The following is a 23,502-nucleotide window of genomic DNA, read 5'->3' on the forward strand; positions in this document are numbered from 1 at the left end:
GTCTCCGAACGAAGCTCGTCCGCAACCTGCTTCAGTTGATCAATCGACAGGTTCCGAAGATCAACAGGATACGAAACACGGTCCAGTAACGGAAAACGACCCCGCGTGGGGATATCAGGCGACGCGCCACCTGAGGAAGTGGAGGAAGCGATCGTGTTGTGAGCCATAACGTGTCACATCCGTTTCTGCGGTCGCCAACACACCCGGACACACGGAGTTCAGGACTTCCGTGGCCTGGAAAGATATGGCTGGACGAACGAACTCCAGGTGGTGGAGTTTTAAACGATCTTGTCCGGCAAACTCTCCGTCGGGCGATCGAACGGCTGGGGTTCGAAAAAACTGGCGGTTTGCTTGGTCGCCTTTAGGTCTGTCTGACAAGCATCATTTTCCGAATGGCCGGCCAGTGTGGTGTTATTGCAACATATATCCAATCAGCACTTGAGTGCTTCAAGCGGGTTATTCTATACGCCGTCCATTAAAGATGCGTCGTGCCGTATCTATGCACGCACGCCATGACTTGTCCGCAGGCCTGAGCCCCGAGACAGTTTCTTATTCTTTTTACCGGACATGGCCATATTATGTCCGCAACTTGACTGGAGGTTGGTCGCGTCTGACCAACCTGAGGAGCAGAGCGTAATGGCGGTACCCTTGATGCAGGCCGTCCGGGTCGGCGCATATGTTGTGAAACAGCATGTCACCCGGCGGAAGCGTTATCCTCTTGTTCTCATGCTGGAGCCGCTGTTCCGGTGTAATCTTGCGTGTGCCGGCTGCGGCAAGATCGACTATCCGGCTGCTATCCTGAACCAGCGCCTGAGCCTTCAGGAGTGTCTGGATGCGGATGCGGAGGCGGGTGCGCCCGTCATCGCGATCGCCGGAGGCGAGCCGCTTCTCCACAAGGAGATGCCGGAACTTGTCCGGGCGCTGATCGCCCGCAAGAAGTATGTCTATCTCTGCACGAACGCCCTTCTTCTGGAAAAGAAGATGGACGATTTCGAGCCGAACCCGTTCTTCTCCTGGGACGTCCATCTGGATGGCGACATGGAGATGCACGACGCTTCGGTGTGTCAGGAAGGCGTCTATGAGCGTGCGGTCGTGGCTATCAAGAAAGCCAAGGCCCGCGGCTTCCGTGTGTCGATCAACTGCACCCTGTTCGATGGTGCCGATCCGAAGCGGGTTGCTCACTTCTTCGATGAAGTGATGGCAATGGGCGTCGATGGCATCATGACCGCCCCGGGCTATGCCTACGAGCGCGCACCGGATCAGGAGCACTTCCTCAATCGGCAGAAGACCAAGCAGCTTTTCCGTGAGGTCTTCCGTCTGGGCAAAGGACACAAGTGGCGCTTTACACAGTCGCCGCTGTTCCTGAACTTCCTTGCGGGCAATGAAAATTATCATTGCACCCCGTGGGGCAAGCCGCTGCGGAACGTCTTCGGCTGGCAGCGTCCGTGCTATCTGCTGGGCGAAGGCTATGCCAAGTCGTTCGACGAACTGATGAGCGACACGAAGTGGGATGATTACGGCACCGGCAACTATGAAAAGTGCGCCGACTGCATGGTCCATTCCGGCTATGAAGCTACAGCCGTAAGGGACGCGGTACGTCGCCCTTGGCATATTGCGAAAGTCGCTCTCTTCGGGCCTCAGACCGAAGGTCCCATGGCTCCGGAAATCTCTCTCGCGAACCAGCGTCCGGCTCAGTACAATTATTCTGAGCAGGTCGATGAGCAGATGGAGGAGATCACGTCCCGCAAGAAGCCGGCAAAGCCGCCGCGCGTGACGAAAGTCGTCAGTTCCGCAACTCCGGCAGCCGCAGTTCCTGCGGATGCAGCGGACTGACCAGTCCCTCAGTTCGGTAATCCGATACGAGTCGGTTATACGGGGGCAGGACCTGCGGGTTCTGCCCTTTTTCTGTTTATTCGGGTGTCATGACTGTTTCGATTCTGATCATTCTGCTCCTTGTCGTGCTGAACGGCGTCTTCGCGATGGGCGAACTGGCCCTGATTTCCGTGAAGCGACCCCGCCTTGTCATGCTTCAGACGCAGGGCGTGCGCGGGGCGGACAGAGCACTCAAGCTGGCCGACGATCCTCAGAGCTTCCTGCCCACAGTGCAGATCGGCATGACACTCGTGTCGATTCTGGAGGGCACGTTCGGCGGTGTGAAAATCGAAGCCGCACTGACGCCCTGGCTGGCTCAGTTTCCGGCAATCGCGCCTTTTGCCGAAGATGTGTCCATGATCGTTGTGGTCGTCGCGATCACGGCCCTCATGCTGGTTCTCGGCGAACTCGTCCCGAAACAACTGGCGCTCCAGTTTCCCGAGCAGATTGCGGCGGCACTGTCGTTCCCTCTGGACATACTGGCGCTGGTCACGCGGCCGATCGTATGGTTCCTGAGGCTTTCTTCCAATCTGGTGCTGAAGATTCTACGCATCTCGACCGGCGACAAACGCGCCCTGACGGAAGAAGAGTTGCGCGCCGTGCTTCTGGAAGGCACGCAGGCAGGTGTGCTGGAGCATGAAGAACGCACGATGATCGAGCGGCTGCTCAGGCTGGCGGACCGCCCCGTGCGGGCCATCATGACGCCCCGCAACGAAATCATCTCGATCGAGCGCCATGCTCCCCGCGACCTGCTCATTTCAACGCTGCGCACCACGACCTTTTCACGTCTGGTGGTCTGCGAGGGAGGAGTGGACAATCCCGTGGGGGTGATCCTTGCCAGCGATATGTTGGACCGGCTCCTCGACGGTATGCCCGTGTCCGTCGAGGCGGGGCTGCGTCAGCCTGTTGTCGTGCCGGATACGATCTCCGCGCTCGATATGCTGGAAAGAATGCGATCCATTCCGCTGGGCATCGCGCTGGTCGTTGATGAATACGGCTCGTTCGAAGGGATCGTGACGGCGTCCGACCTGTTCGATGCCATTGTCGGCGAGGTCAAGGAACATGGGCAGCACGCACTGTTGCCGGTGAAGCCCGGTGATGTCGTGATGCTGGAAGGCTCGGAGCCGGCGGACGAGGTGAAGGACCGTCTTAATCTCGGACCCTTGCCGGGTGAGGGCGATTATCACACCCTTGGCGGCCTCATCCTCGCATTGCTGCGCCGCGTACCCGCCGTGGGTGACAAGGTGGTGTTCTCGGCATGGCTGTTTGAAGTCCTTGAAATGGAAGGCCGCCGCGTGATCCGTGTGAAGGCGAGTCGTCAGGCGCTCGCCGAAAACTGATACGGCCCGGCTGGGAATGTTATTCCACAGCCGCCCGTAACCCGGCTCCCGCAGCCAGCGGACAAAGCGGGAGCGCCCCTGCGAAGAAGGCCAGCAGAAGTTCCATGTCAGGCGCGTAGGGGAGGCCGGTTCGTGCAGCATCGACTGCAGCCGCCCCGAAAATCAGCACCGGCGTCACCAGAGGCAGCACCAGCAGCGGCAGCAAAACACCACCACGTCGCGCCCCCAGAACGATAGAAGCGGCCATTCCTCCAAACAGGGACAGGGCCATCGTGCCCGGGATCAGGCCAGCCATGAGCGCCGGGAGCGCACTGGTCGGCAGACCCAGCATCACCGCCATCGGAAAGGCGGCTATCAGTAGGGGCAGGCCCGTCGTCAGCCAGTGCGCCGCCATTTTCGCGAGAGCGACGAGGGCAGGAGGCAGGCCGATCAGCATCAGCTGATCCAGCGAGCCGTCTTCCAGTTCTGAACCAAAGAGCCGGTCCAGCGGCAGGAGAGACGCCAGCAGCGCGCAGACCCAGATCACGCCGGGCGCCATCCGTCGCAGCAGTTCGGGCGACGGGCCGAGGGCGAGCGGAAAGAGAGCCGCCGCCAGAATGAAAAACAGCACCGCCCCCAGCGTATCTGCGCCATGACGCAGGGCAAGGCGCAGATCACGCCCGATGATGCCGAAAAAGAGCTGCCCCACACTCATGCCCAGGCACCCTCATCTGCCCATTCATCCACGGGTTCTTCCTCCACGGGGGCCCCGGGGAGAGCCAGATGGCGCACATTGTCGAGAGGCAGTGGAACATGGGTGGTGGCGATGATCATGCCTCCGTCTTCGCGATGGCGGCGCAGGACGTCCCCGAGCCGTTCGACCGAATGCACGTCAAGTCCCAGACTCGGCTCGTCCAGCAGCCACAGAGGCGCTTGGGCCAGCATGATTCGGGCGAGAGCCGCACGTCTTTTCTGGCCAGCGGAGAAAAGGCGCACCGGGGCATCGGCAAGGTGCCGCAACTCGAAGGCATCCAGAGCCTCGTCCAGAGGAGCGCCATGCGAGAAGATGGTCAGATTTTCGATCAGGGTGAGACCGGGCTTCAGGGCGTCCTGATGGCCGAGATAAGCAATGCGGTGCGCATGGTTCGTGCGGTCCGCGAAGGCATTCTCCCCATCCCAGAGCAACTGGCCCGCATCCGGCTTCCTCAGACCTGCCAGCACTCGCAGCAGCGTGGATTTTCCCGCCCCGTTCGGACCCGTCAGCAGCAGGGCCTCTCCTGAGGAAAGAGACAGGCCGACAGTGTCGAGAACCAGCCGTTCACCGCGGAAAACCGAGATGTCCTGCGCCAGCAGGGTCGGAGAAAGAGGGGATGAAGCGGTAATGAGCCTGTTCCCTTATTTGTGACCTCGGGACACCGGCTTTTCGCGCTGCTCGCGTTCTTGTGGTCACCGGTACGCTTGTGCGGAAGCGCGCTCCCGGTATGTTCTAGCCCCGATCAGAGATCAAGCTGGCGACCCGGGACGCTTCCCGGGTAAAGGGCATCCACCGCCTGATTGTGGGGGGTGCTGCCGGTTCGACATACCAGCGGGATGCTGTTGTCGCGGAGGGAAGTTTTATGAAAGCGGTTGGGCACGATTCGTTGAAAACCGGGCGCGAGCTCAAGGTTGACGGCAAGACCTACCATTATTTCTCAATCCCGGAGGCCGAGAAAACCATCGGCAAGGTCGAGCGCCTGCCGGTGAGCCTCAAGGTGCTGCTCGAGAACGTCCTGCGTTTCGAAGACGGTCGCTCCTACACTCAGAATGACGCCAAAGCCATTGCCAGTTGGCTGGAGCATGCGCGCAGCACGAAGGAAGTCCCCTTCAAGCCATCGCGTATCCTGATGCAGGATTTCACCGGTGTTCCGGGGGTGGTCGACCTCGCTGCGATGCGCGATGGCATCGTGCAGCTGAAGGGCAACCCGGATAAGGTGAACCCGCTGGTTCCGGTCAACCTCGTTATCGATCACTCGGTGATGGTGGATGTCTACGGCACCCCAGATGCACTCCAGAAGAACATCACCATCGAGTTCGACCGGAACGGCGAGCGCTATGCGTTCCTGCGCTGGGGTCAGGAAGCGTTCGAGAACTTCTCGGTCGTTCCGCCCGATACCGGCATTTGCCATCAGGTGAACCTCGAATATATCGCACAGGTCGCCTGGACCGCCGAGGTTGGCGGCAAGGAATATGTCTACCCGGACACGCTGTACGGCACCGACTCCCACACGACCATGGTCAACGGTCTGGGCGTTCTGGGCTGGGGCGTTGGTGGCATCGAGGCTGAAGCGGCCATGCTCGGCCAGCCGATTGCCATGCTGATCCCCGATGTCATCGGCTTCCGACTGACCAATAAGCTCCCAGAGGGCGCTACGGCGACCGATCTGGTGCTGACCGTCACGCAGATGCTCCGCAAGAAGGGTGTTGTCGGCAAGTTCGTCGAATTCTACGGTCCGGCTCTCGATCACCTTCCGGTTGCTGATCGTGCGACCATCGCCAACATGGCACCGGAATATGGTGCGACCTGCGGGTTCTTCCCGGTCGATAAGCTGACGCTCGACTATCTGCATGACACGGGCCGTGATGCACACCGCATCAAGGTGGTCGAGGAATACTACAAGGCGCAGGGCATGTTCCGCACGGCGGAAACACCGGAGCCGGTCTTCACCGATACACTTGAACTCGATCTGTCCACGGTAGTTCCGTCCATCTCGGGTCCGAAGCGTCCGCAGGATCGTGTTGTCCTCACCGATGCGACAACCGCGTTCGAGAAAGAACTGACCAGCAGCCTCGGCGTGCCGGCAGCGGAAGCCAACAAGAAAGTTCCCGTCGCCAACACGAACTACGAGCTTGGCAGCGGCGATATCGTCATCGCGGCAATCACGTCCTGCACCAACACGTCAAACCCTGCCGTGCTGATTGCCGCCGGTCTCGTCGCCCGCAAGGCGCGTGCCCTCGGTCTGAAGCCGAAGCCATGGGTGAAGACATCGCTGGCTCCGGGATCGCAGGTTGTCACCGACTACCTCAACCGCGCCAAGCTGAGCGAAGACCTCGATGCTCTGGGCTTCAACACGGTCGGTTACGGTTGCACGACCTGCATCGGTAACTCCGGTCCGCTGGCTGAGAACATTGTCGACGCCATCGAGAACAACAAGCTGGTCGCTGTGTCCGTCCTGTCCGGCAACCGTAACTTCGAAGGTCGTATCTCCCCGAACGTGCGGGCGAACTACCTCGCGAGCCCGCCGCTCGTTGTGGCCTATTCGCTGCTCGGCACGATGCGCAAGGATATCACGAAGGAGCCGCTCGGCACGTCCAAGGACGGCAAGCCGGTTTACCTGAAGGACATCTGGCCTTCGAACAAGGAAATCGCTGCGCTGATGGGTTCCTCCATCAATCGTGACGAGTTCATCAAGCGTTACAGCACAGTGGATAAGGGCACGAAGGAGTGGCAGGATCTCAAGGTCGCCACGGGTTCCGAAACCTATAAGTGGGATGAGAAATCCACCTACGTGCAGGATCCTCCGTACTTCAAGGACATGCCGGCGGAACCTTCCGAGACGACGACCAACATCAAGGGCGCGCGTCTTCTGGCCCTGCTCGGCGACAACATCACCACCGACCATATTTCCCCGGCCGGTGCCATCAAGAAGGACTCGCCCGCAGGCAAGTATCTGATGGAGCATGGTGTCGAAGCGAAGGACTTCAACTCCTACGGTTCACGTCGTGGCAATGACCGCATCATGGTGCGTGGCACGTTCGCCAACATCCGCATCAAGAACGAGATGTGCCCCGGCACGGAAGGTGGTTTCTCGAAGCACTTCCCGGACGGTAAGCAGGGCTTCATCTACGATGTGGCCATGGAGTACAAGAAGGAAGGCACGCCCCTCGTCGTCATCGGCGGCAAGGAATACGGCATGGGGTCTTCCCGTGACTGGGCCGCGAAAGGCACCCTGCTTCTCGGCGTGAAAGCCGTGATTGCCGAGAGCTTCGAGCGTATCCATCGTTCCAACCTTGTCGGAATGGGCGTTCTGCCGCTGCTCTTCAAGGACGGCACGAGCCGCACGTCACTCAATCTCAAGGGTGACGAAGTCTTCGATATCATCGGTCTGGAGAAGATCTCGCCACGCATGGACGTGACGCTGGTCATCACGCGGGCTGACGGTTCGAAGGAAGAAGTGTCACTACTTTGTCGCATAGATACGCTGGACGAGGTCGAATATTACCGCCATGGTGGTATTCTTCAGTATGTTCTTCGTGGGATGCTAAAAGCTGCCTGATACACTTCCGTCTTACGACGACAGCAAAATGGCTGGCCCGGAATTTTCCGGGCCAGCTTTTTGCGTAGAAACGGTCCTTTGTGCTGAGTCGATCAGCAAGTCTTTTGACTCAAACAAGGTGCTCAATGGCGTTTCCCTGACAGTCGAGCGCGGGGAACTCATTTCCATCATCGGTCCGTCGGGCTGCGGGAAATCCACCTTTCTCCGGTGTCTGAATTTCCTCGAAATCCCCGATGAAGGCACCGTCACCATTGCTGATGACAGCATCCGGCGCGCCGGTGGCGCATGGAAAGCCTCCGACGAAGCACTGGCGCACAGGTTGCGCGCCCATGTCGGCATGGTGTTCCAGTCCTTCAACCTGTTTCCCCATCGCACCGTCCTCGACAACGTAATGCTCGCACCCCGCGTGGTGAAGAAGGTAGCGCCCAGCGTGGCCGAAGCTGAAGCCCGTGAACTGCTCGCCAAGGTCGGACTTGAGGCTGCCATCCTGCGCTACCCGGCCACGCTGTCGGGTGGCCAGCAGCAGCGTGCGGCCATTGCCCGGGCGCTCGCCATGCGACCCGATGTGATGCTGTATGACGAGCCGACTTCCGCCCTCGACCCCCGTGTGGCGGAGGAAGTGCTGGAAGTCATGCGGGCGCTCGATCGTGAGGGCATGACGCAGATCGTCGTCACGCACGACATTCATTTTGCCCGCGCTGCCTCGGACCGGATTGTGTTCATGGATGGCGGTGAGATCATCGAGATCGGCGACCCCGACGAAATGTGTGACAACCCCCGCGATCCCCGCACGCGGCGTTTTCTCGGAGCTTCATCATGAAGGCCGTCCTGTTCCGGGCCCGTAGCCTTCTGATGTCCGGCATCCTCGCGCTTGGCCTGCCTGCCTTGTCGAGCGCCACCGTCTGGGCGCAGGACACAGTCGCTGCTCCGGCTCCGGCTTCTGTCACGGTCCCGGTTTCGCCTGAATCCACTACCGTCCTGAAATGGGGCGCTGACGGCACCTCGAACGTCCCCTACACATTCCATGATCCGTCGGACGAAAACCGCATGAGCGGGTTCGAATACGACATCATGGAAGAAATCGGCCGTCGATTGGGCCGTGACGCCCAGTTCGTCCAGAACGACTGGGACGGTCTGATCCCCGGCCTCGAACGCAATTTCTACCTGATGGTCATTTGCGGCATCGAAATGACTCCGGAGCACATCGAGGCTGTCGATTTCAGCCAACCCTACTACATGACCTCGGAACGGATCGTCGTGCGCCGCGATCAGGCAGGTCTGGACTCATACGACCGTCTCGGCGGTCATACGATCGGCACGGTCAAGGACACGCTGGCCGAGCGCATGATGGGTGACCGACACGACATCACCGTGCGTGGCTATGATGAAGAATCCAACATGTTCGAGGATCTGCGCAACAAGCGCCTCGATGCGATTCTCATCGATGGCCCCATTGCGCTCTATTACGGCGAAGCCGATCCGGCCTTCCGGATCGTTGGCCCCCCGGTCGGGCATCTGTCCTACGGAATCGCTTTCGCCAAGGGCGGGAACATGGAGTTGCGCCAGCAGGTCGATGCAGCCCTGAAGTCGATGATCGTCGATGGCACGCTGCATCGTATTCTGGCGCGCTGGAACCTGTGGACACCGGAAATGGCCGCTTGGACAGGCGATCATTCCCAGCCCGGAATCACGCCGACGGAATGGGAGCGCTACATTGCCGCGACCTCTCCGCCAAAAGGCTGGAAAGCCCGCTTCGACCGCTATGTCAGCTTCCTGCCGCTGATCGGTCGTGGTGCCGTCATGACGCTTGCTGTCTCGGCCTGCGCGATGGTTCTCGCCGTGGCTCTGGGGCTGGTTCTGGCTCTTGCGCGACGGTATGGGCCGGGCTGGATGGCTGCGGTCGCAACGATTTACATCGAAATCGTGCGCGGCACGCCACTGCTGATCCAGGTGCTGTTCATTTTCTACGGATTGCCGGGAATCGGGATCAGACTTTCGCCTTTCGTGGCGGGTGTCATCAGTCTGGGCCTGAATTACGCGGCTTATGAGGCCGAGAATTATCGTGCCGGGCTGCAATCCGTCGCACGGGGGCAGATGGAGGCGGCTACAGCTCTGAACATGAGCCACACGCAGTCGCTTCGTTACGTCGTCGTGCCGCAGGCGTTCCGGGTCGTTGTGCCGGTGATGACGAATGACTTCATCTCGCTGCTGAAGGATTCGTCACTGGTCAGCATCATCACTCTGACCGAACTCAGCCAGACCTACGTCAGGCTGTCCTCGACCTATTTCGATTATTTCGGAACGGGGATGATGGTCGGCGGCGCTTATCTGCTGCTGGGATTGCCGTTTGTTCGCATGGCGAAACTCGCCGAGCGGCGGCTTGCTGTCAGTGAACGCCGCAGCGGTAACGAAAAATACTGAGTGCCAGAGAGTAGGGCGTCGGAGGGGGGCATCTTTATGTCTCCTCCCTCCTATGCGTTTCTGGTATATGAACCTTCGTTTTCGACATATTGTGTATAAATAAACAGTTTGTCATCATCGGCTGCACCTTTGAATTGCGATTGCGCCGATGGATCTTCTTTCCGCACTCCATAGTTTTGTCCGTGTCGCTGCGACCGGATCATTTTCCGCTGTCTCGCGTGAGACCGGAGCCAGTCAGCCCACCATCTCCCGCCATATTGCATTGCTGGAAGCTCATTACGGCACGACGCTGTTCGCCCGAACGACGCGCAGCCTGATGATGACGGAAGATGGACGGAGTCTGCTCCCTCATGCCTATGAGGTGCTGGAGATTCTTGAGACAGCCGAGACGGTCCTTGGTCGTCGGCGCGCTTCAGTCTCAGGGCTTGTAAGGCTGGGCGTCACGACGGCCTTCGGTCTTTACCTGACCAACCGGATCAATGATCTCCTCACCAAACACCCGGACCTGTCCGTGGAACTGATCATGCGTGACGGTTTCGGGGATCTGGTGGAGGAGGGGCTGGACCTTGCCATCCGCGTGGGTGAAATCGCGGAAGGTTCGCTGATCGCCCGCAAACTGGGGGCGGTTCGGCGTTCGCTGGTGATGTCGCCCCGCAATTTTCACCCGAAAGTAAAGCTCGACCATCCGCGCGATCTGGTGGGAGAATCCTGCGTCGTGTTCACTTACGGGGGAGGGCGGCAGGACTGGCATTTCTTCAATGACGGAGAAGAGAGCGTCGTTGCTCCGCCAACCGTATTCCGGGCCAATTCCAGCGAAGCAGCATTACATGCGGTGCAGGCTGGCGTGGGAATCGGATTGCTACCGGAATTTCAGGTGCGCGATCTGCTGATCGCAGGCGATCTGGTCGAGGTCCTGCCGAACTGGAAGGTTCCGCCTATGCCGCTGTATGCAGTGCATACAGGGCCGCGTACGTTGCCGCTGCGCACTCGCACGGTCCTGGATTTCCTCATCCAGATTTCCTCGGACGTTCTTACGCCGGGATGAGGCTCAGGTGGGTGGCATGTCGGCGCTGCCGTGCCAGGCAGGGTCGGCGGCGCCGGGGCGGATAGTGCCGCTCGCAACGGGCTGGAGCTTTCCCTGATAACCTTGAAGAAGGATGGGTGCCCACTGAAGCAGCCAGTTGTGCAGGTTGTTCATGAAACGTCCGGAAAACGGCGAGTTGCCAAGACCTTCGGGAGTCCAGTCGGCCAGAGGTGTGCTGAGTTTGGCTGTCCCCGGTTCCGCAGGACTGAGTGCGATGGAGACGACTTCGAAGTCCTTTCCGCCATCGGCTGCGTTGGCTTCATAGACCCATAGCCCGAGCCCCATGAGGGGAGGCATGGGGAAACCGAGAAGATTGAGACGGTGAAAAGCCCAGTCGATATCATCTCGTGAAGCTTTCTCATCGTGGGGCATGAAACCCACCCCGGTCGCCGCGCATTGAGTCGCGCCGCTCGGTGCCGCAAGAAGATGGCGAGAAACGCTGCGATCCTTCGGGCAGAAAGGTTCAAGGTTGCTGGCTTCTTTTGCGGGGACGCTCGCGGTGGTCGCCCGGACGAGGATGACCCCCGTGACGACGCCACGATCCGTGCGCACAAGGATATTGCTGGAGATCTCTCCATGCGGACCGCTTTCTTCGGTCAGTACGGGGTGCCATACGCCCGCAGGAAGAGGCAACTGACGCCCGGCGATCGGAATGATATCCCGCAGTTCCGCATCAATCGGAGGCGCGGCCGCCTTGCTGGATGTGGTGTAATCGCCACGATGACCGTTGTCGCCGCCTGCCGCGGCTGTCTGCTGCGGGGCTCGACCTGCGGGTGGCGGTGGCGGCGCAGCTCCCTGCGAAGCATCCGTATCCTGTTCTTCCGACGAGGAAGGGGTGTCGCCACCGCTGTCAGCCGAAGCGGCCGGATGATGTACGAGCGTGCCGATGGGGGGGTAGAGCTTCACCAGCCAATGCGGAGGATAAAGAACGGTCAGGCCGCTGAATGCGACCATTCCGAAAAGAGACAGACGCCACACGGGGGCGCGACGCCAGAGACGGGAAAATGCGGACATGCGGCGTCAGGTGGTCAGATGGGCGCGGGTCGGGGCAAGCGGCTCGGTCACGACCTGCGCCGTCACGCCATTTTCGGTCTGGATGATGCGAACCATCTTGGCTCCCTGCTGGCGGGCGACGATCAGGGATTCGCTGATCATGTCCTCAATCGAACGGGCCAGATCACGTGCCGACGCTCCGTCACCAAGGCGATTCTGCCGGCGCATGACATCGAACAGGATGCTCGGCTCGATGCCGCCCGGTTCGATCGACAGCCCGTAGCTGTCGATCATCGTCTCGATTTCGAGAGCCGAGACACGCGCGATATCGAGGCCTCTCAAGGGGCGGAACACGAAAATGCGGTCGATACGGTTGAGTACTTCCGGCGCGAAACCGGCCTGACGAAGTGCTTCCACCGATTCGGCACGCATCCGGTCAGGGTCGTCGCCCAGACGGTTGGCGATTTCGGTGAGAGCCTCGGTGGCGATATTGGACGTGAGGATGAAGATGGCCTGCGTGGCGGAGACGTGCGCACCAGTCGAGGCTTCCGTCACATAGCCATCGTTCCATGCCACGAGGAACTGCTTGAAGACATCCGGGTGCGCTTTCTCGATTTCATCGAGGAGCACGACGGAGTCGGGCTTTTCCTTGAGGCCGCCGGTCAGCTTGCCATAGGTGTCAGACCCCACATATCCCTTCGGCGAGCCGAAAAGCTGGGTCGCGGCGTGCGGGCTGCCCATCTGCGTCATGTCGAAATGCATGAGCGGACGGTCAAGCTGACGCGCCAGCTGCTTGGCAAGATAGGTTTTGCCGGTGCCCGGTGGTCCCGCAAGCAGGAAGATGCCCACGGGCTTGCCGCGAACCTGCAGGGCCAGACGTCGGCGAAGCTGGGTCGCCATGTCTTCGCAGACCTGATCCTGACCGATCACGCGGGCGCGCAGATTGGCGGCGAGTTCCTCAGCATCGATAGTAGAGTCCCGCTGTTCACGGGCCATCATTTCTTCCAGAGCCTGTCGGTTTGTGAGCCGCGCCAGAACGTCCATCATCCACCCCCGTCTCGGAATAAGCCCTTTGCGGGACAATTTTTCTGCACGCGTTTCATAGAGAAGACCCATCAGCGTGAAGAACGTCCCCGCTGCGGCCAGAACAGGCCAGAGCGGAGCACACCATTTCATGAAATGATCCAGCGTGGCGAGCGAAAGATGCAGGCTGACAGCAGCCTGAATGCTCGCAAGGATCAGAAAGATCACCATCATCACCGGCATGAACCGGTTGAGCATGGGAATCAGGCCCTTCATGGGACGATCATCCGAGGAGGGAGCATGAAAAGTCCCGTGACTGTCACTGCACGAGCACCGAAAGAAGCAGTGCTTCGTCCTGATGCAGGACCGGCAGCGCTTCGGGGCCGAGAACGGTGATGGCGCCGGTGGCTATGCCCGTGACGCCGGGATTGGAAAGAGGCGTGATGGTGACTTCTCCAGCGACTGTAATGGGCAGAACAATGCTCTGGGGCTTGGGTGAAAGCACGACGACCTTGCGCATGGATCCCGACTGAATCGCGATGGTGCCACCCGTATTGCCCGCGTCAAACACGGGCATGATGGCCAGACGATATTCGCGACGTTTGATGCCCGCCATGATCCGGGCCTGCTCCTCGGTGGAATACCCTGCTTTTCGCAGGGCCTGAGCGGCATGTTCCGGAGCGATGTAGGCCAGTTGCGCGGTCGCCGCGAGTTGTCCTTCCGCAAGTGCCGATCCTGATGTTTGCTGGGTCCCGCTTGCTGCGGCGCTCGCTTCGCTTCGGGTTTCGGCAGGAGCGGAGTGGTTGTTCGCCATCCATGATGCCCCCCCACCGATGACAAGCAGAGCAGCGATCGTAGCCACCATGAGCCGTGGCCCCTGATTGCCGGGATCCTTCTCCGGTTGTCTCTCTGGTGTGGGTGAAAAATGACCACTCATAGCGAATGTCATCAGACATCCGCCGTCGCCTCCACGCAAGAGGCAAACGGAAAGGTTACAAAGCTTTACCTCTCGGAACGTAAACCGAGGGGGCGCTGTTCAGTGTTGCGCTTCTTGGCCCGATGGCTTACAAGCAATTATTCCTTTTCATCTTCCGTTGTTTTGGGGGGTGGCCGTTTCGGCCGCCTTTTTTGTTATGGACGAAGACAACTCGACTCACGTCGGCCTTGAAGGCCGCATCCTGGCAATGATTGCTCCCACGCTGGAGGATCTCGGCTTCGAGATCGTGCGCGTGTCGGTGCTCGGTCGTGAGGTGCCGACGGTACAGGTCATGGCCGACCGTGCGGATGGCATGCTCATCACTGTTGAAGACTGTGAGCAGATCAGCCACGCGGTGGGTGCTGTCCTCGACGTTGAGGACCCTATTCCCGGTAACTGGACGCTTGAAGTTTCATCGGCGGGAATCGACAGGCCTCTGACGCGTCCGAAAGACTGGGACCGTTTCGCCGGTCATCTGGTCAAGGCGGAAGTGCTGGTGCCGGTCAGTGGGCGGCGCCGGTTCTCCGGTGTTGTGCTGGGAGCTTCGGAAGAAGGCGGTCGCCTTCGTCTGGATGACGGGACTGAAGTCGTTCTGCCGTTTCGGGAACTGAAAAAGGCCCGTCTGATCCTCACGGACGCCCTGATTGCCGCCACGCAGGCAGGTGATGAGCAGTCGGAGTCCGAAGAGGTGACGGAAAAGAAAAAGAAGTCCGAACCTCGCCATTAAGACTGGCAGGGGTGGTAAAATCGGGCTTTTGATATCATATGCAGCCCAGAGACTGGTTCGGAGCGATGGCTTCGACGGAATTCTGGCTTGCGGGATTGGGCTGATGCCGGGCGTCAGTTTCTGGTCTGTCGTGGAGTGGTGATGAGTATGGATACCTCTGTTGCACGTCCCGAGTTGCTTTTGGTGGCTGACGCTGTTGCGCGTGAGAAGCTGATCGACCGCGAGGAAGTTCTCGAGGCGATGGAGCAGGCCATTCAGAAGGCCGGTCGTGCCAAGTATGGCCACGAAAAAGATATCCGTGCGACCATTGACCGCAAGACCGGAGAAGTGCGTCTCTCCCGCTGGACGGAAGCTGTCGAGGCAGTCGAGAACGAAGAAACACAGATCCCGCTTCATATCGCCCGCAAGTTCAAGGCTGATATTGAGCTTGGCGAGCATCTGATCGATCCGCTGCCGCCGATTGATTTCGGTCGTATTTCCGCCCAGACCGCCAAGCAGGTCATCGTGCAGCGCGTGCGTGAATACGAGCGCAAGCGCCAGTATGACGAATTCAAGGATCGCGTGGGCGAGATCGTCAACGGCACGGTCAAGCGTACAGAATACGGCAACCTCATGGTCGAGATCGGTTCCGCCGAGGCGCTTCTGCGTCGCGATGAGCTGATTCCCCGTGAGACGTTCCGTAATTCGGACCGTGTTCGCGCCTACATCTATGATGTGCGTGACGAGCCGCGCGGGCCGCAGATTTTCCTGTCCCGCACCCATCCCGCCTTCCTTGCGAAGCTGTTCGCGCAGGAAGTGCCGGAAATCTATGACGGCATCATCGAAATCAAGGCCGTGGCCCGTGATCCGGGCTCCCGCGCCAAGATGGCCGTCATTTCGCGAGACGCTTCGATTGATCCTGTGGGTGCCTGCGTTGGTATGCGCGGTTCGCGTGTGCAGGCCGTGGTCGCCGAGCTTCAGGGCGAGAAGATCGACATCATCCCGTGGAGCCCACAGGCCGCGACCTTCGTGGTCAATGCCCTCGCTCCGGCTGAAGTCAGCAAGGTGGTGATGGATGAGGATGCCGGGCGCGTCGAGGTCGTTGTGCCTGATGACCAGCTCAGTCTCGCCATCGGTCGTCGTGGTCAGAACGTGCGTCTCGCCAGCCAGCTTACGCGCTGGGACATTGATATCCTGACGGAGGCCGAGGAATCGGAGCGCCGTCAGGAAGAGTTCCGTCGCCGCACGGGGCTCTTTGTCGAGGCGCTTGACGTCGATGACGTCATTGCCGGTCTTCTGGTGACGGAAGGCTTCGATACCATTGAGGATCTCGCGTATGCCGATCCCGATGAGCTCGGCAACATCGAAGGTTTCGATGAGTCGGTCGTTGAAGAGCTGATGCGCCGCGCTGAAGGTTCTCTTGTCCGCAAGGAAGAGGAACTCGACGAGAAGCGTCAGGAACTTGGCGTGACGGATGAAATCGTCGCCCTGAATGCGTTCACCAACCAGATGCTGGTGACGCTGGGTGAAAAGGGCGTGAAGACGCTTGATGACCTGGCTGATCTGGCTGGCGATGAGTTGATCGAGATTCTCGGCACCGAGTCCATTGATGAAGAGGCGGCGAACGAGATCATCATGCTTGCTCGTGCGCACTGGTTCGAAGATGAAAGCGAAGAGGCTCCGGTAGTCTCTGAGGAGGTGTCTTCTGAACACGACACCCACCAATGAACATTTCTGTGATATAAACGTCGGAGACGCCGGTTCGCCGGCGACCTCGTCGGAAACGGTAAATGCCGTTGACGAGGGCGACGTCTATGAAGAAAATGAAAAGGGGCCGTTGCGCAGGTGCGTTGTAACGCGCGCGCGGCTGGCTCCCGGGCAGATGATCCGTTTCGTGGTGGCACCCGGCCTCAGGTTGGTGCCTGATCTGGATGCGCGTCTGCCCGGACGGGGAATCTGGTTGAGTGCGCGGCGGGATGTGCTAGAAACCGCACGGACTCGCGGAGCCTTTGCACGGGCAGCCCGTTGTCAGGTTATCATTCCTTCTGATTTGGCGGGTGTGATCGAAGCCGGGCTTCTGCGTCGTGTGACGGAGACGCTCGGGTTGGCGCGTCGGGCAGGGCAAACGGTATGTGGCTATGCCAAGGTCCGGGAAAGGATCGAGGCAAAGTCTGCTGGCCTTGTGGTGCAGGCGTCGGACGGAAGTCCGGATGAGTGCGTCAGGCTGTTGTCTGGTGCACGCAGTCTGCCGGTGGTGAAGCCGCTGGCAGCTGCGGAATTGGGTAAGGTATTCAGTCGCGAGCGCATAGTGCACGCGGCGCTGCGGGCCGGGGCATTAGCTGACCGGTTGCAGCAGGACAGTGAACGTTTGGCAGGGCTGGTCGGTATGACCGAACTGCGTGCGCCGGGAATTTCCGGCGATCGGGTTGAACAGGCGGATAGATGAGCGAAGGCAACGATCAGGATCAGGGTAAGGGGCGTTTGTCCCTGCGGCCGGCAGGCCGTTCTGAAGTAGGACACACGGTCGATGCCGGATCTGTGCGCCAGAGCTTCAGCCATGGTCGCTCGAAGGTAGTGCAGGTCGAGGTTCGGAAAAATCGCAAGCCGGTTTCCGGCGCTCCCAAGGCAGGTGTGTCTGGTGGGCGCGGGGCCGGTGGGCGTCAGCCGGGAAAACGCGGCCTGACCGATACGGAACTGGCAGTCCGGCAGCGGGTGCTTGAGGAGCAGCGTAAGGAAACTGCGCTGAAGGAAGCCCAGCGCATAGAGCAGGAAAAGATTCAGATTCTTTCTGCGGCTGAAGAAGCGCGTCGTCGTGAAGACGACGAGCGTCGTGCGGCTGAAGAGAGAGAGCGCGAAGCGATCGAGGCTCAGCAGCAAGAGACGAGCAGCGACGCTGAAAGTTCGGAGGCCGCGGTTGCCTCTCCATCTGATGAGCGCGGGCCTGTTGTTTCTGCGCAGCCCATTCCCGGTGTCGTAACACTGGCACCTCCGCCGGGACGTCTGCGTCCTCTGGCGGAACGCGCCATCATGCCAACTAAGCCGCTTGTGCAGACGCGTCCGGCTCCGGCTCCTTCTGCCACGCCAGCAAGCGGCGCGGGCGAAACGCTGCGTCTGCGGACTGGTCGCGAGGGTGCTGAGGAAGAGCGTCGCGGGCCAGCTCGTAAGGGTGCAACGCCGCCTCCGAAAAGAAACGCTGGTCCTGCCAAAAAGGATACGGGTCGTCGTTCCGGGCGGATTGACGTTCAGGCCGCGATTGAAGGTGACGACGACAAGACTCGTTCACTGGCGTCCGTCCGTCGTCAGCGCGAGCGCGAGCGGCGGCAGGCCGAGCTCGAGCGTCTGCGCACGGATCAGGTGCGTGTCGTTCGTGACGTCGTGCTTCCGGAAACCATTACGGTGCAGGAACTCGCCAACCGTATGGCCGCCCGTCAGGGTGAGGTCATCAAGTCGCTCATGAAAATGGGCGTCATGGCGACCGTCACCCAGTCGATCGATGCCGATACGGCGCAGCTCATTGTCGAGGAATTCGGCCATCGCGTTCGCCGTGTGTCCGAAAGCGATGTCGAAATCGGCATTCAGGGCGTCGAGGATATCGAAGACGATATGACGTCCCGGCCGCCTGTCGTCACGATCATGGGCCATGTCGATCACGGCAAGACCTCCTTGCTCGATGCGCTCCGCACAACGGATATCGCAGCTGGCGAGGCCGGTGGCATTACACAGCATATCGGTGCCTATCAGGTGAAACTGGCTTCCGGTGCGAAGATCACGTTCATCGACACACCGGGTCATGAAGCCTTCACGGCCATGCGTGCCCGTGGTGCGTCCGTAACTGATGTGGTGGTGCTGGTGGTGGCGGCGGATGACGGCGTGATGCCGCAGACGGCTGAAGCCATCAAGCACGCCAAGGCTGCGAATGCCCCGATCATCGTGGCGATCAACAAGATCGACAAGCCGGGTGCAAATGCTGACCGTGTGCGTCAGGAACTCCTGAGCTACGAGCTTGTGGTCGAGTCCATGGGTGGTGATGTTCAGGATGTGGAAGTATCTGCGCTGAAGAGAACCAATCTCGACAAGCTTGAGGAAGCGATCCTGCTGCAGGCCGAGATTCTCGACCTCAAGGCAAACCCGGAGCGTGCAGCCGAAGGTGCTGTCATCGAGGGACGTCTTGATCGTGGTCGCGGGCCGGTTTCGACCGTCCTTGTCCAGAAAGGCACACTCCGCAAAGGTGACATCGTTGTCGCCGGTGCTGAATGGGGCCGCGTGCGTGCGCTGGTGGATGATCGGAACCGTCAGGTTTCGGATGCGCCTCCGTCCATGCCGGTCGAAATCCTCGGTATCGCAGGCGTGCCGGAAGCCGGTTCGTCCTTCGTGGTCGTCGAGAATGAAAACCGGGCCCGTGAGATTTCCGAGTTCCGTCAGCGGAAGATCAAGGAACATGCCGCAGCCGGTAAGACGGCGGCGCGCGGAACACTTGATCAGATGCTTGCTCGTATCCAGGCGGGTGCGCAGAAGGAAGTCGCTGTTCTCATCAAGGCGGACGTTCAGGGTTCTGCCGAGGCCATCAAGCTCACGGTCGAGAAGCTCGCTCACGAAGAAGTCGCGGTGCGTGTGCTGAATGACACTGTCGGTCAGATCACCGAGAGCGATGTTCAGCTTGCCAAGGCATCTGACGGCCTCATCATCGCCTTCAACGTGCGTGCAACATCGCAGGCCCGCGAGATGGCTCAGCGCGACGGTGTCGAGATCCGCTACTATTCCATCATCTATCAGGTGGCGGATGACATTGAGCAGCTGGTCAAAGGCAAGGTCGCGCCGAAGCATCGCGAGAAGTTCCTCGGCTATGCGGAAATCCGGCAGGTCTTCAACATCACGAAGGTCGGCAAGGTTGCGGGCTCCTACATCACGGAAGGCGTCGTCAAGCGCGGCTGTGGTGTGCGTCTGCTGCGTGACGGTGTGGTCATCCATGAGGGTGATCTCAGCCAGCTCAAGCGCTTCAAGGATGACGTCAAGGAAGTCGCACGTGGTTATGAGTGCGGTCTTTCCTTCGCAGGTTACAATGACCTGCGCGAAGGCGACGTTGTTGAGTGCTTCGAGATGGAACTGGTGCCAGCGTGACCCGGGGTTCCAACAAACGCCAGGACGCAAAGGGGCCGGCGGGGAGACTCGCCGGCCTCGCCGCTTCCGGTCCTTCCCAGCGACAGCTTCGCGTCGGTGAGGAAGTGAGGCGTGTGCTGGCGGAAGTGTTTGCCCGTACCGAGTTCCGTGATCCGGATCTGGCGGGTGTCATGATCACGGTGACAGAAGTGCGTATTTCTCCCGATCTGAAACATGCGACAGCTTTTGTTTCTGATCTTGGAAAAGGCGACATTGAAGCCCTGCTGCCTGGGTTGAAGCGTGTCTCCCCGTTCCTGCGCACCCAGCTTGCTCACACACTGCGCTTGCGCATCGCTCCTGAGCTTCATTTCCAGCCGGATACGGCGCTCGATTATGCGATGGAAGTGGATACTCTGCTGCGGCAGCCGGAAGTTCTGCGTGACCTAGGCAAGCACGAGGAAGAATAGCTCCTCGTCTCTTTCTACGCGCGTGATTCTATAAAAGCCGGGAGAGAAAAATTCTCCCGGCTTTTTATTTGCCGCTATGCCCATCTGGGGTAGGCGACCCGAAGGCACAAAAAAGGCCGACGCGGCGTGAACCGTGTCGGCCTTTCTTCGGCGCGGATCAATATCAGCCGTCGATCTGGCTGAAATCCGCAATGAGACGCGCCATGCGCACCAGTTCCGAAAGCAGCTTCAGACGATTGCCGCGTACCTGCGGATCGTCGCTGTTCACCGTCACTTTGTCGAAGAACGTGTCGAGCACGGGACGAAGGCTTGCGGCCTCACGCATGGCGTCAGCATAGCGTTCATCCCCGAAAGCCGCTTCCACCTTGGGAATGACTGCTCCCAGAGCATTGGCGAGAGCGATCTCTTCAGGCTGGGTGTAGAGCGCCGCATCCGGAGTGCCTTCGTGCGGTCCGTCCTTCTTGTCTTCGATGCGAAGAATGTTGGCGGCGCGCTTCGTCGCAGCCAGCAGGTTCTTTCCGTCTTCGGTCGCGAGCATCGACGCCAGAGCATCCGTGCGGGCCAGCAGACGGACGATATCGCTGTCCGTATTGCCGACCGACACGGCGGCGAGAATGTCGTGGCGCGCACCTTCACTTCGAAGCTGCACCCGCAGACGCTCCGCGATGAAGCCCGGAAGAAGATCCAGATCCGGCGCATTCTGAAGGGCAGGGGGGAGTGCCTCGGAGGCTTTGACGAACAGGGCCACAAGATCGAGCCGCAGGCCATTGGTGCGGATCAGGTTGATGATCCCCAATGCTGCACGCCGCAGACCATACGGATCGCCGGAACCGCTTGGTTTCGCGCCCACAGCGAAGAACCCGACGAGCATGTCGAACCGGTCAGCCAGCGCGAGAGCAATGGAGACGGGTGCAGTCGGGACACGGTCTGTCGGACCGCGTGGCATGTAATGCTCGGCGATGGCGGAGCAGACATCTCCGGCCTCGTGGTCATGGCGAGCATAATATCCGCCCATCACGCCCTGAAGTTCCGGGAACTCGCCGACCATGCCGGTGGAGAGATCGCTTTTGCACAATAGGGCGGCCCGGCCTGCGTGTTGCACGCTGGCACCCACCATTGGCGCGATGATCTCCGCCATACGCACGATACGCTTCACGCGCTCGCCCTGACTGCCGAGATCGGCGTGGAAGGTTACCCGGTCCAGTCCGGCCACACGGGATTCGAGAGTCTGCTTGCGATCGAGATCCCAGAAATGACGCGCATCCGAGAAGCGGGCACGGAGGACGCGCTCATTGCCGGCGATCACCTGAACACCACCATCACGCGGCTCGATATTGGCGACGAACGCAAAGCGTGGCGCCGCCGTCCCGTCACTGTGACGCAGCGCGAAATAGCGCTGATTCACCCGCATGGAGACCTGCATCACCTCGGCGGGCAGTTCCATGAATGTCTCGTCGATGCGACCGAGCAGGGGAACGGGCCATTCGACCAGACCCGCAACTTCATCCACAAGACCGCTATCGGGGACGATGCTCAGGCCCTCCTGCGTTGTCAACTCGGTGATGCCTTTGATAATGGTCTGACGCCGCTCTTCCGCGTTCACCATCACGCGCCGGGCACGCAGGCCATCACGCCAGTCCGTGAAACTTTTGACCGCGAACGGTTCAGGCCGGGTCGAACCAGCCGGGAAGAAGCGATGCCCTTCCGTCAGGTTGCCACTGGTCAGCCCATGACCCGTATCCGTGTCGGTCGCCAGCGAGAACGGCACAACCGTTCCGTCCAGAAGACAGAGGATGCGACGCAGCGGACGCACCCAGGTGAAGCTGCTGCCCGTGCCCCAGCGCATGGATTTCGGCCAGGGGAACTGACGCAGAATCTCGGGAAGGCGCTCAGCCAGATAGACTTCGGCTGAGATGGCCGGTGTCTGGCGGTTGAGCACCCAGAACCCGTTCTGCGGAACGAGATCGTCCTTGCTGGCGCCATGTTTGCGCAGGAAGCCAGCCAGCGCCTGTTCCGGCGCGCTCTCACGCGGACCACGCTCCGAGACGGTTTCGGCCGGAACCTCGGCGTTCATGTCGCAGGTGAGGGCAATGCGACGCGGACCGGTGAAGGTTTTCACATCACGCGGGTTGAGGGCCGTGAGTGCTTTCTGGAGCAGGCGCGCCAGATCCTCGCCCGCAGCTTCCTGCATACGGGCAGGGATTTCTTCCGAGAAGAGTTCGAGCAGAAGTTCGGCCATGGCTCAGCCCTCCACCTTCTTTGCGGCGACTTCTTCAGCCAGCCAGGTTTCGCAGCAGAGTTTCGCCAGAGTGCGGACACGGCCGATATAGGAGGCGCGTTCGCTCACGCTGATCACACCGCGCGCATCAAGCAGGTTGAACAGGTGACTGGCCTTCAGGCACTGGTCATAGGCTGGTTGGGCCACGCCCGCTTCCGCCAGAGCCACCGACTCTTTCTCGGCGTCGATGAAGTGGCGGTGGAGCATCTCCGTGTTCGCCAGTTCGAAATTGTGCCGCGAATAGTCTCGCTCGGCGCGCAGGAACACGTCACCGTAACGCAGGCCAGCGTCATTGAAGGCGAGGTCATAGACGTTCTCGACACCCTGCACATACATGGCGAGGCGCTCAAGCCCATAGGTCAGTTCCGTGGACGGAACCGAGACGGGAATGCCGCCGACCTGCTGGAAATAGGTGAACTGCGTCACCTCCATGCCGTCGCACCAGACTTCCCAGCCGAGACCCCATGCCCCGATGGTGGGGTTTTCCCAGTCATCCTCGACAAAACGGATATCGTGCAGATCAGGATCGATCCCGATGGCGCGATAGCTTTCCAGAAGAAGCTGCTGGCTCTCTTCGGGCGTCGGCTTCAGCAGCACCTGATACTGGTAATAATGCTGGAGGCGGTTGGGATTTTCGCCATAGCGGCCGTCGGAAGGACGGCGGGACGGCTGTACATAGGCGGCCTTCCACGGCGTATCGCCGAGGGCGCGCAGGGTTGTGTGGGGTGCGAGTGTGCCCGCGCCGACCTCAATGTCGTAAGGCTGGAGAATGGCGCACCCTTGTGCCGACCAGAAACGATGGAGGGTCAGGATCAGGTCCTGAAACGACAGGGGTTTGTCGGTGGGACGAGGAGACGCCGGGTCCATGAGACGAACAAAGCTCCGCTAGAATGCTGGGGGGCGCACCATACAGCGGTGTCGCGGGAACGGAAAGAAAGGAGCCGTCACACCCT

The 23,502-nt window shown here is 60.3% G+C and carries 18 protein-coding genes; 11 read left to right on the forward strand and 7 right to left on the reverse strand.

From position 1 onward, the window contains the following. The first annotated feature begins 636 nt into the window (after positions 1-636). On the forward strand, positions 637-1,833 hold the full coding sequence (hpnH, locus tag GOB81_RS13700; RefSeq protein ID WP_173570994.1) for an adenosyl-hopene transferase HpnH: 1,197 nt from the start codon (positions 637-639) through the stop codon (positions 1,831-1,833). Positions 1,834-1,922: 89 nt separating this feature from the next. Next, positions 1,923-3,212 carry a hemolysin family protein gene (locus GOB81_RS13705; RefSeq protein WP_173570995.1) on the forward strand — a complete coding sequence of 430 codons (1,290 nt, stop codon included), beginning with the start codon at positions 1,923-1,925 and terminating at the stop codon, positions 3,210-3,212. Positions 3,213-3,231: 19 nt separating this feature from the next. Here GOB81_RS13705 and ccmB read toward each other — a convergent pair whose 3' ends face one another. Together ccmB and ccmA are read right to left on the reverse strand one after the other, a co-directional pair. After that, on the reverse strand, positions 3,232-3,906 hold the full coding sequence (gene ccmB, locus GOB81_RS13710) for a heme exporter protein CcmB (RefSeq protein WP_173570996.1): 675 nt from the start codon (positions 3,904-3,906) through the stop codon (positions 3,232-3,234). After that, positions 3,903-4,574, reverse strand: coding sequence for a heme ABC exporter ATP-binding protein CcmA (gene ccmA, locus GOB81_RS13715; RefSeq protein ID WP_173571030.1), 672 nt, complete (start codon positions 4,572-4,574; stop codon positions 3,903-3,905). The genes ccmB and ccmA overlap by 4 nt, the downstream gene beginning before the upstream one ends. A gap of 233 nt (positions 4,575-4,807) precedes the next feature. Between ccmA and acnA the strand changes: the two genes are divergently transcribed. The 4 genes from acnA to GOB81_RS13735 all read left to right on the forward strand — a co-directional run bounded on the left by acnA (position 4,808) and on the right by GOB81_RS13735 (position 10,970). After that, the gene (gene acnA / locus GOB81_RS13720; RefSeq protein ID WP_173570997.1) at positions 4,808-7,504 is read left to right on the forward strand and encodes an aconitate hydratase AcnA; all 2,697 of its coding nucleotides are present in this window, start codon (positions 4,808-4,810) and stop codon (positions 7,502-7,504) included. A gap of 28 nt (positions 7,505-7,532) precedes the next feature. Continuing rightward, a complete protein-coding gene (locus GOB81_RS13725; protein ID WP_173570998.1) occupies positions 7,533-8,324 on the forward strand; it encodes an amino acid ABC transporter ATP-binding protein in 792 nt (263 codons plus the stop codon). Beyond that, entirely contained in the window at positions 8,321-9,925 is a 1,605-nt protein-coding gene (locus tag GOB81_RS13730; protein ID WP_173570999.1) for an ABC transporter substrate-binding protein/permease, read from the forward strand. Before GOB81_RS13725 ends, GOB81_RS13730 begins: the two co-directional genes overlap by 4 nt. 148 nt (positions 9,926-10,073) lie before the next feature. Then, positions 10,074-10,970, forward strand: a complete 897-nt coding sequence (locus tag GOB81_RS13735; protein ID WP_173571000.1) for a LysR family transcriptional regulator — start codon at positions 10,074-10,076, stop codon at positions 10,968-10,970. A 3-nt stretch (positions 10,971-10,973) separates the two neighbouring features. On the opposite strand, the gene GOB81_RS13740 is transcribed toward GOB81_RS13735, so the two are convergent. From GOB81_RS13740 to GOB81_RS13750, 3 genes are read right to left on the reverse strand one after another with little or no spacing between them, the layout of a single operon-like run. Next, complete coding sequence (locus GOB81_RS13740) at positions 10,974-12,023, reverse strand: hypothetical protein (RefSeq protein WP_173571001.1); 1,050 nt, start codon at positions 12,021-12,023, stop codon at positions 10,974-10,976. A gap of 6 nt (positions 12,024-12,029) precedes the next feature. Then, positions 12,030-13,301: an AAA family ATPase gene (locus tag GOB81_RS13745; RefSeq protein ID WP_173571002.1), complete on the reverse strand. Its 1,272-nt coding sequence runs from the start codon at positions 13,299-13,301 to the stop codon at positions 12,030-12,032. A 43-nt stretch (positions 13,302-13,344) separates the two neighbouring features. Next, positions 13,345-13,974 (reverse strand): hypothetical protein, encoded by a 630-nt coding sequence (locus GOB81_RS13750; protein ID WP_242010284.1) that lies wholly within the window; start codon positions 13,972-13,974, stop codon positions 13,345-13,347. A 157-nt stretch (positions 13,975-14,131) separates the two neighbouring features. Here GOB81_RS13750 and rimP point away from each other — a divergent pair, with 157 nt between their 5' ends. From rimP to rbfA, 5 genes are all read left to right on the forward strand, one after another. Then, the gene (gene rimP, locus GOB81_RS13755; protein WP_173571003.1) at positions 14,132-14,728 is read left to right on the forward strand and encodes a ribosome maturation factor RimP; all 597 of its coding nucleotides are present in this window, start codon (positions 14,132-14,134) and stop codon (positions 14,726-14,728) included. A gap of 147 nt (positions 14,729-14,875) precedes the next feature. Further along, the gene (nusA, locus tag GOB81_RS13760; RefSeq protein ID WP_173571032.1) at positions 14,876-16,435 is read left to right on the forward strand and encodes a transcription termination factor NusA; all 1,560 of its coding nucleotides are present in this window, start codon (positions 14,876-14,878) and stop codon (positions 16,433-16,435) included. A gap of 109 nt (positions 16,436-16,544) precedes the next feature. Continuing rightward, positions 16,545-17,153: an RNA-binding protein gene (locus GOB81_RS13765; protein WP_242010285.1), complete on the forward strand. Its 609-nt coding sequence runs from the start codon at positions 16,545-16,547 to the stop codon at positions 17,151-17,153. Then, entirely contained in the window at positions 17,150-19,825 is a 2,676-nt protein-coding gene (gene infB / locus GOB81_RS13770) for a translation initiation factor IF-2 (protein ID WP_173571004.1), read from the forward strand. Before GOB81_RS13765 ends, infB begins: the two co-directional genes overlap by 4 nt. Beyond that, positions 19,822-20,271: a 30S ribosome-binding factor RbfA gene (rbfA, locus tag GOB81_RS13775; protein ID WP_173571005.1), complete on the forward strand. Its 450-nt coding sequence runs from the start codon at positions 19,822-19,824 to the stop codon at positions 20,269-20,271. The genes infB and rbfA overlap by 4 nt, the downstream gene beginning before the upstream one ends. A 163-nt stretch (positions 20,272-20,434) precedes the next feature. Here the strand turns inward: rbfA and glyS are convergent, their stop codons facing one another. Next, a complete protein-coding gene (gene glyS / locus GOB81_RS13780) occupies positions 20,435-22,510 on the reverse strand; it encodes a glycine--tRNA ligase subunit beta (RefSeq protein ID WP_173571006.1) in 2,076 nt (691 codons plus the stop codon). 3 nt (positions 22,511-22,513) lie between these two features. Next, positions 22,514-23,416 (reverse strand): glycine--tRNA ligase subunit alpha, encoded by a 903-nt coding sequence (locus GOB81_RS13785; protein WP_173571007.1) that lies wholly within the window; start codon positions 23,414-23,416, stop codon positions 22,514-22,516. Positions 23,417-23,502 lie beyond the last annotated feature (86 nt).

Source organism: Acetobacter conturbans (assembly GCF_011516755.1).
Classification (GTDB): domain Bacteria; phylum Pseudomonadota; class Alphaproteobacteria; order Acetobacterales; family Acetobacteraceae; genus Acetobacter; species Acetobacter conturbans.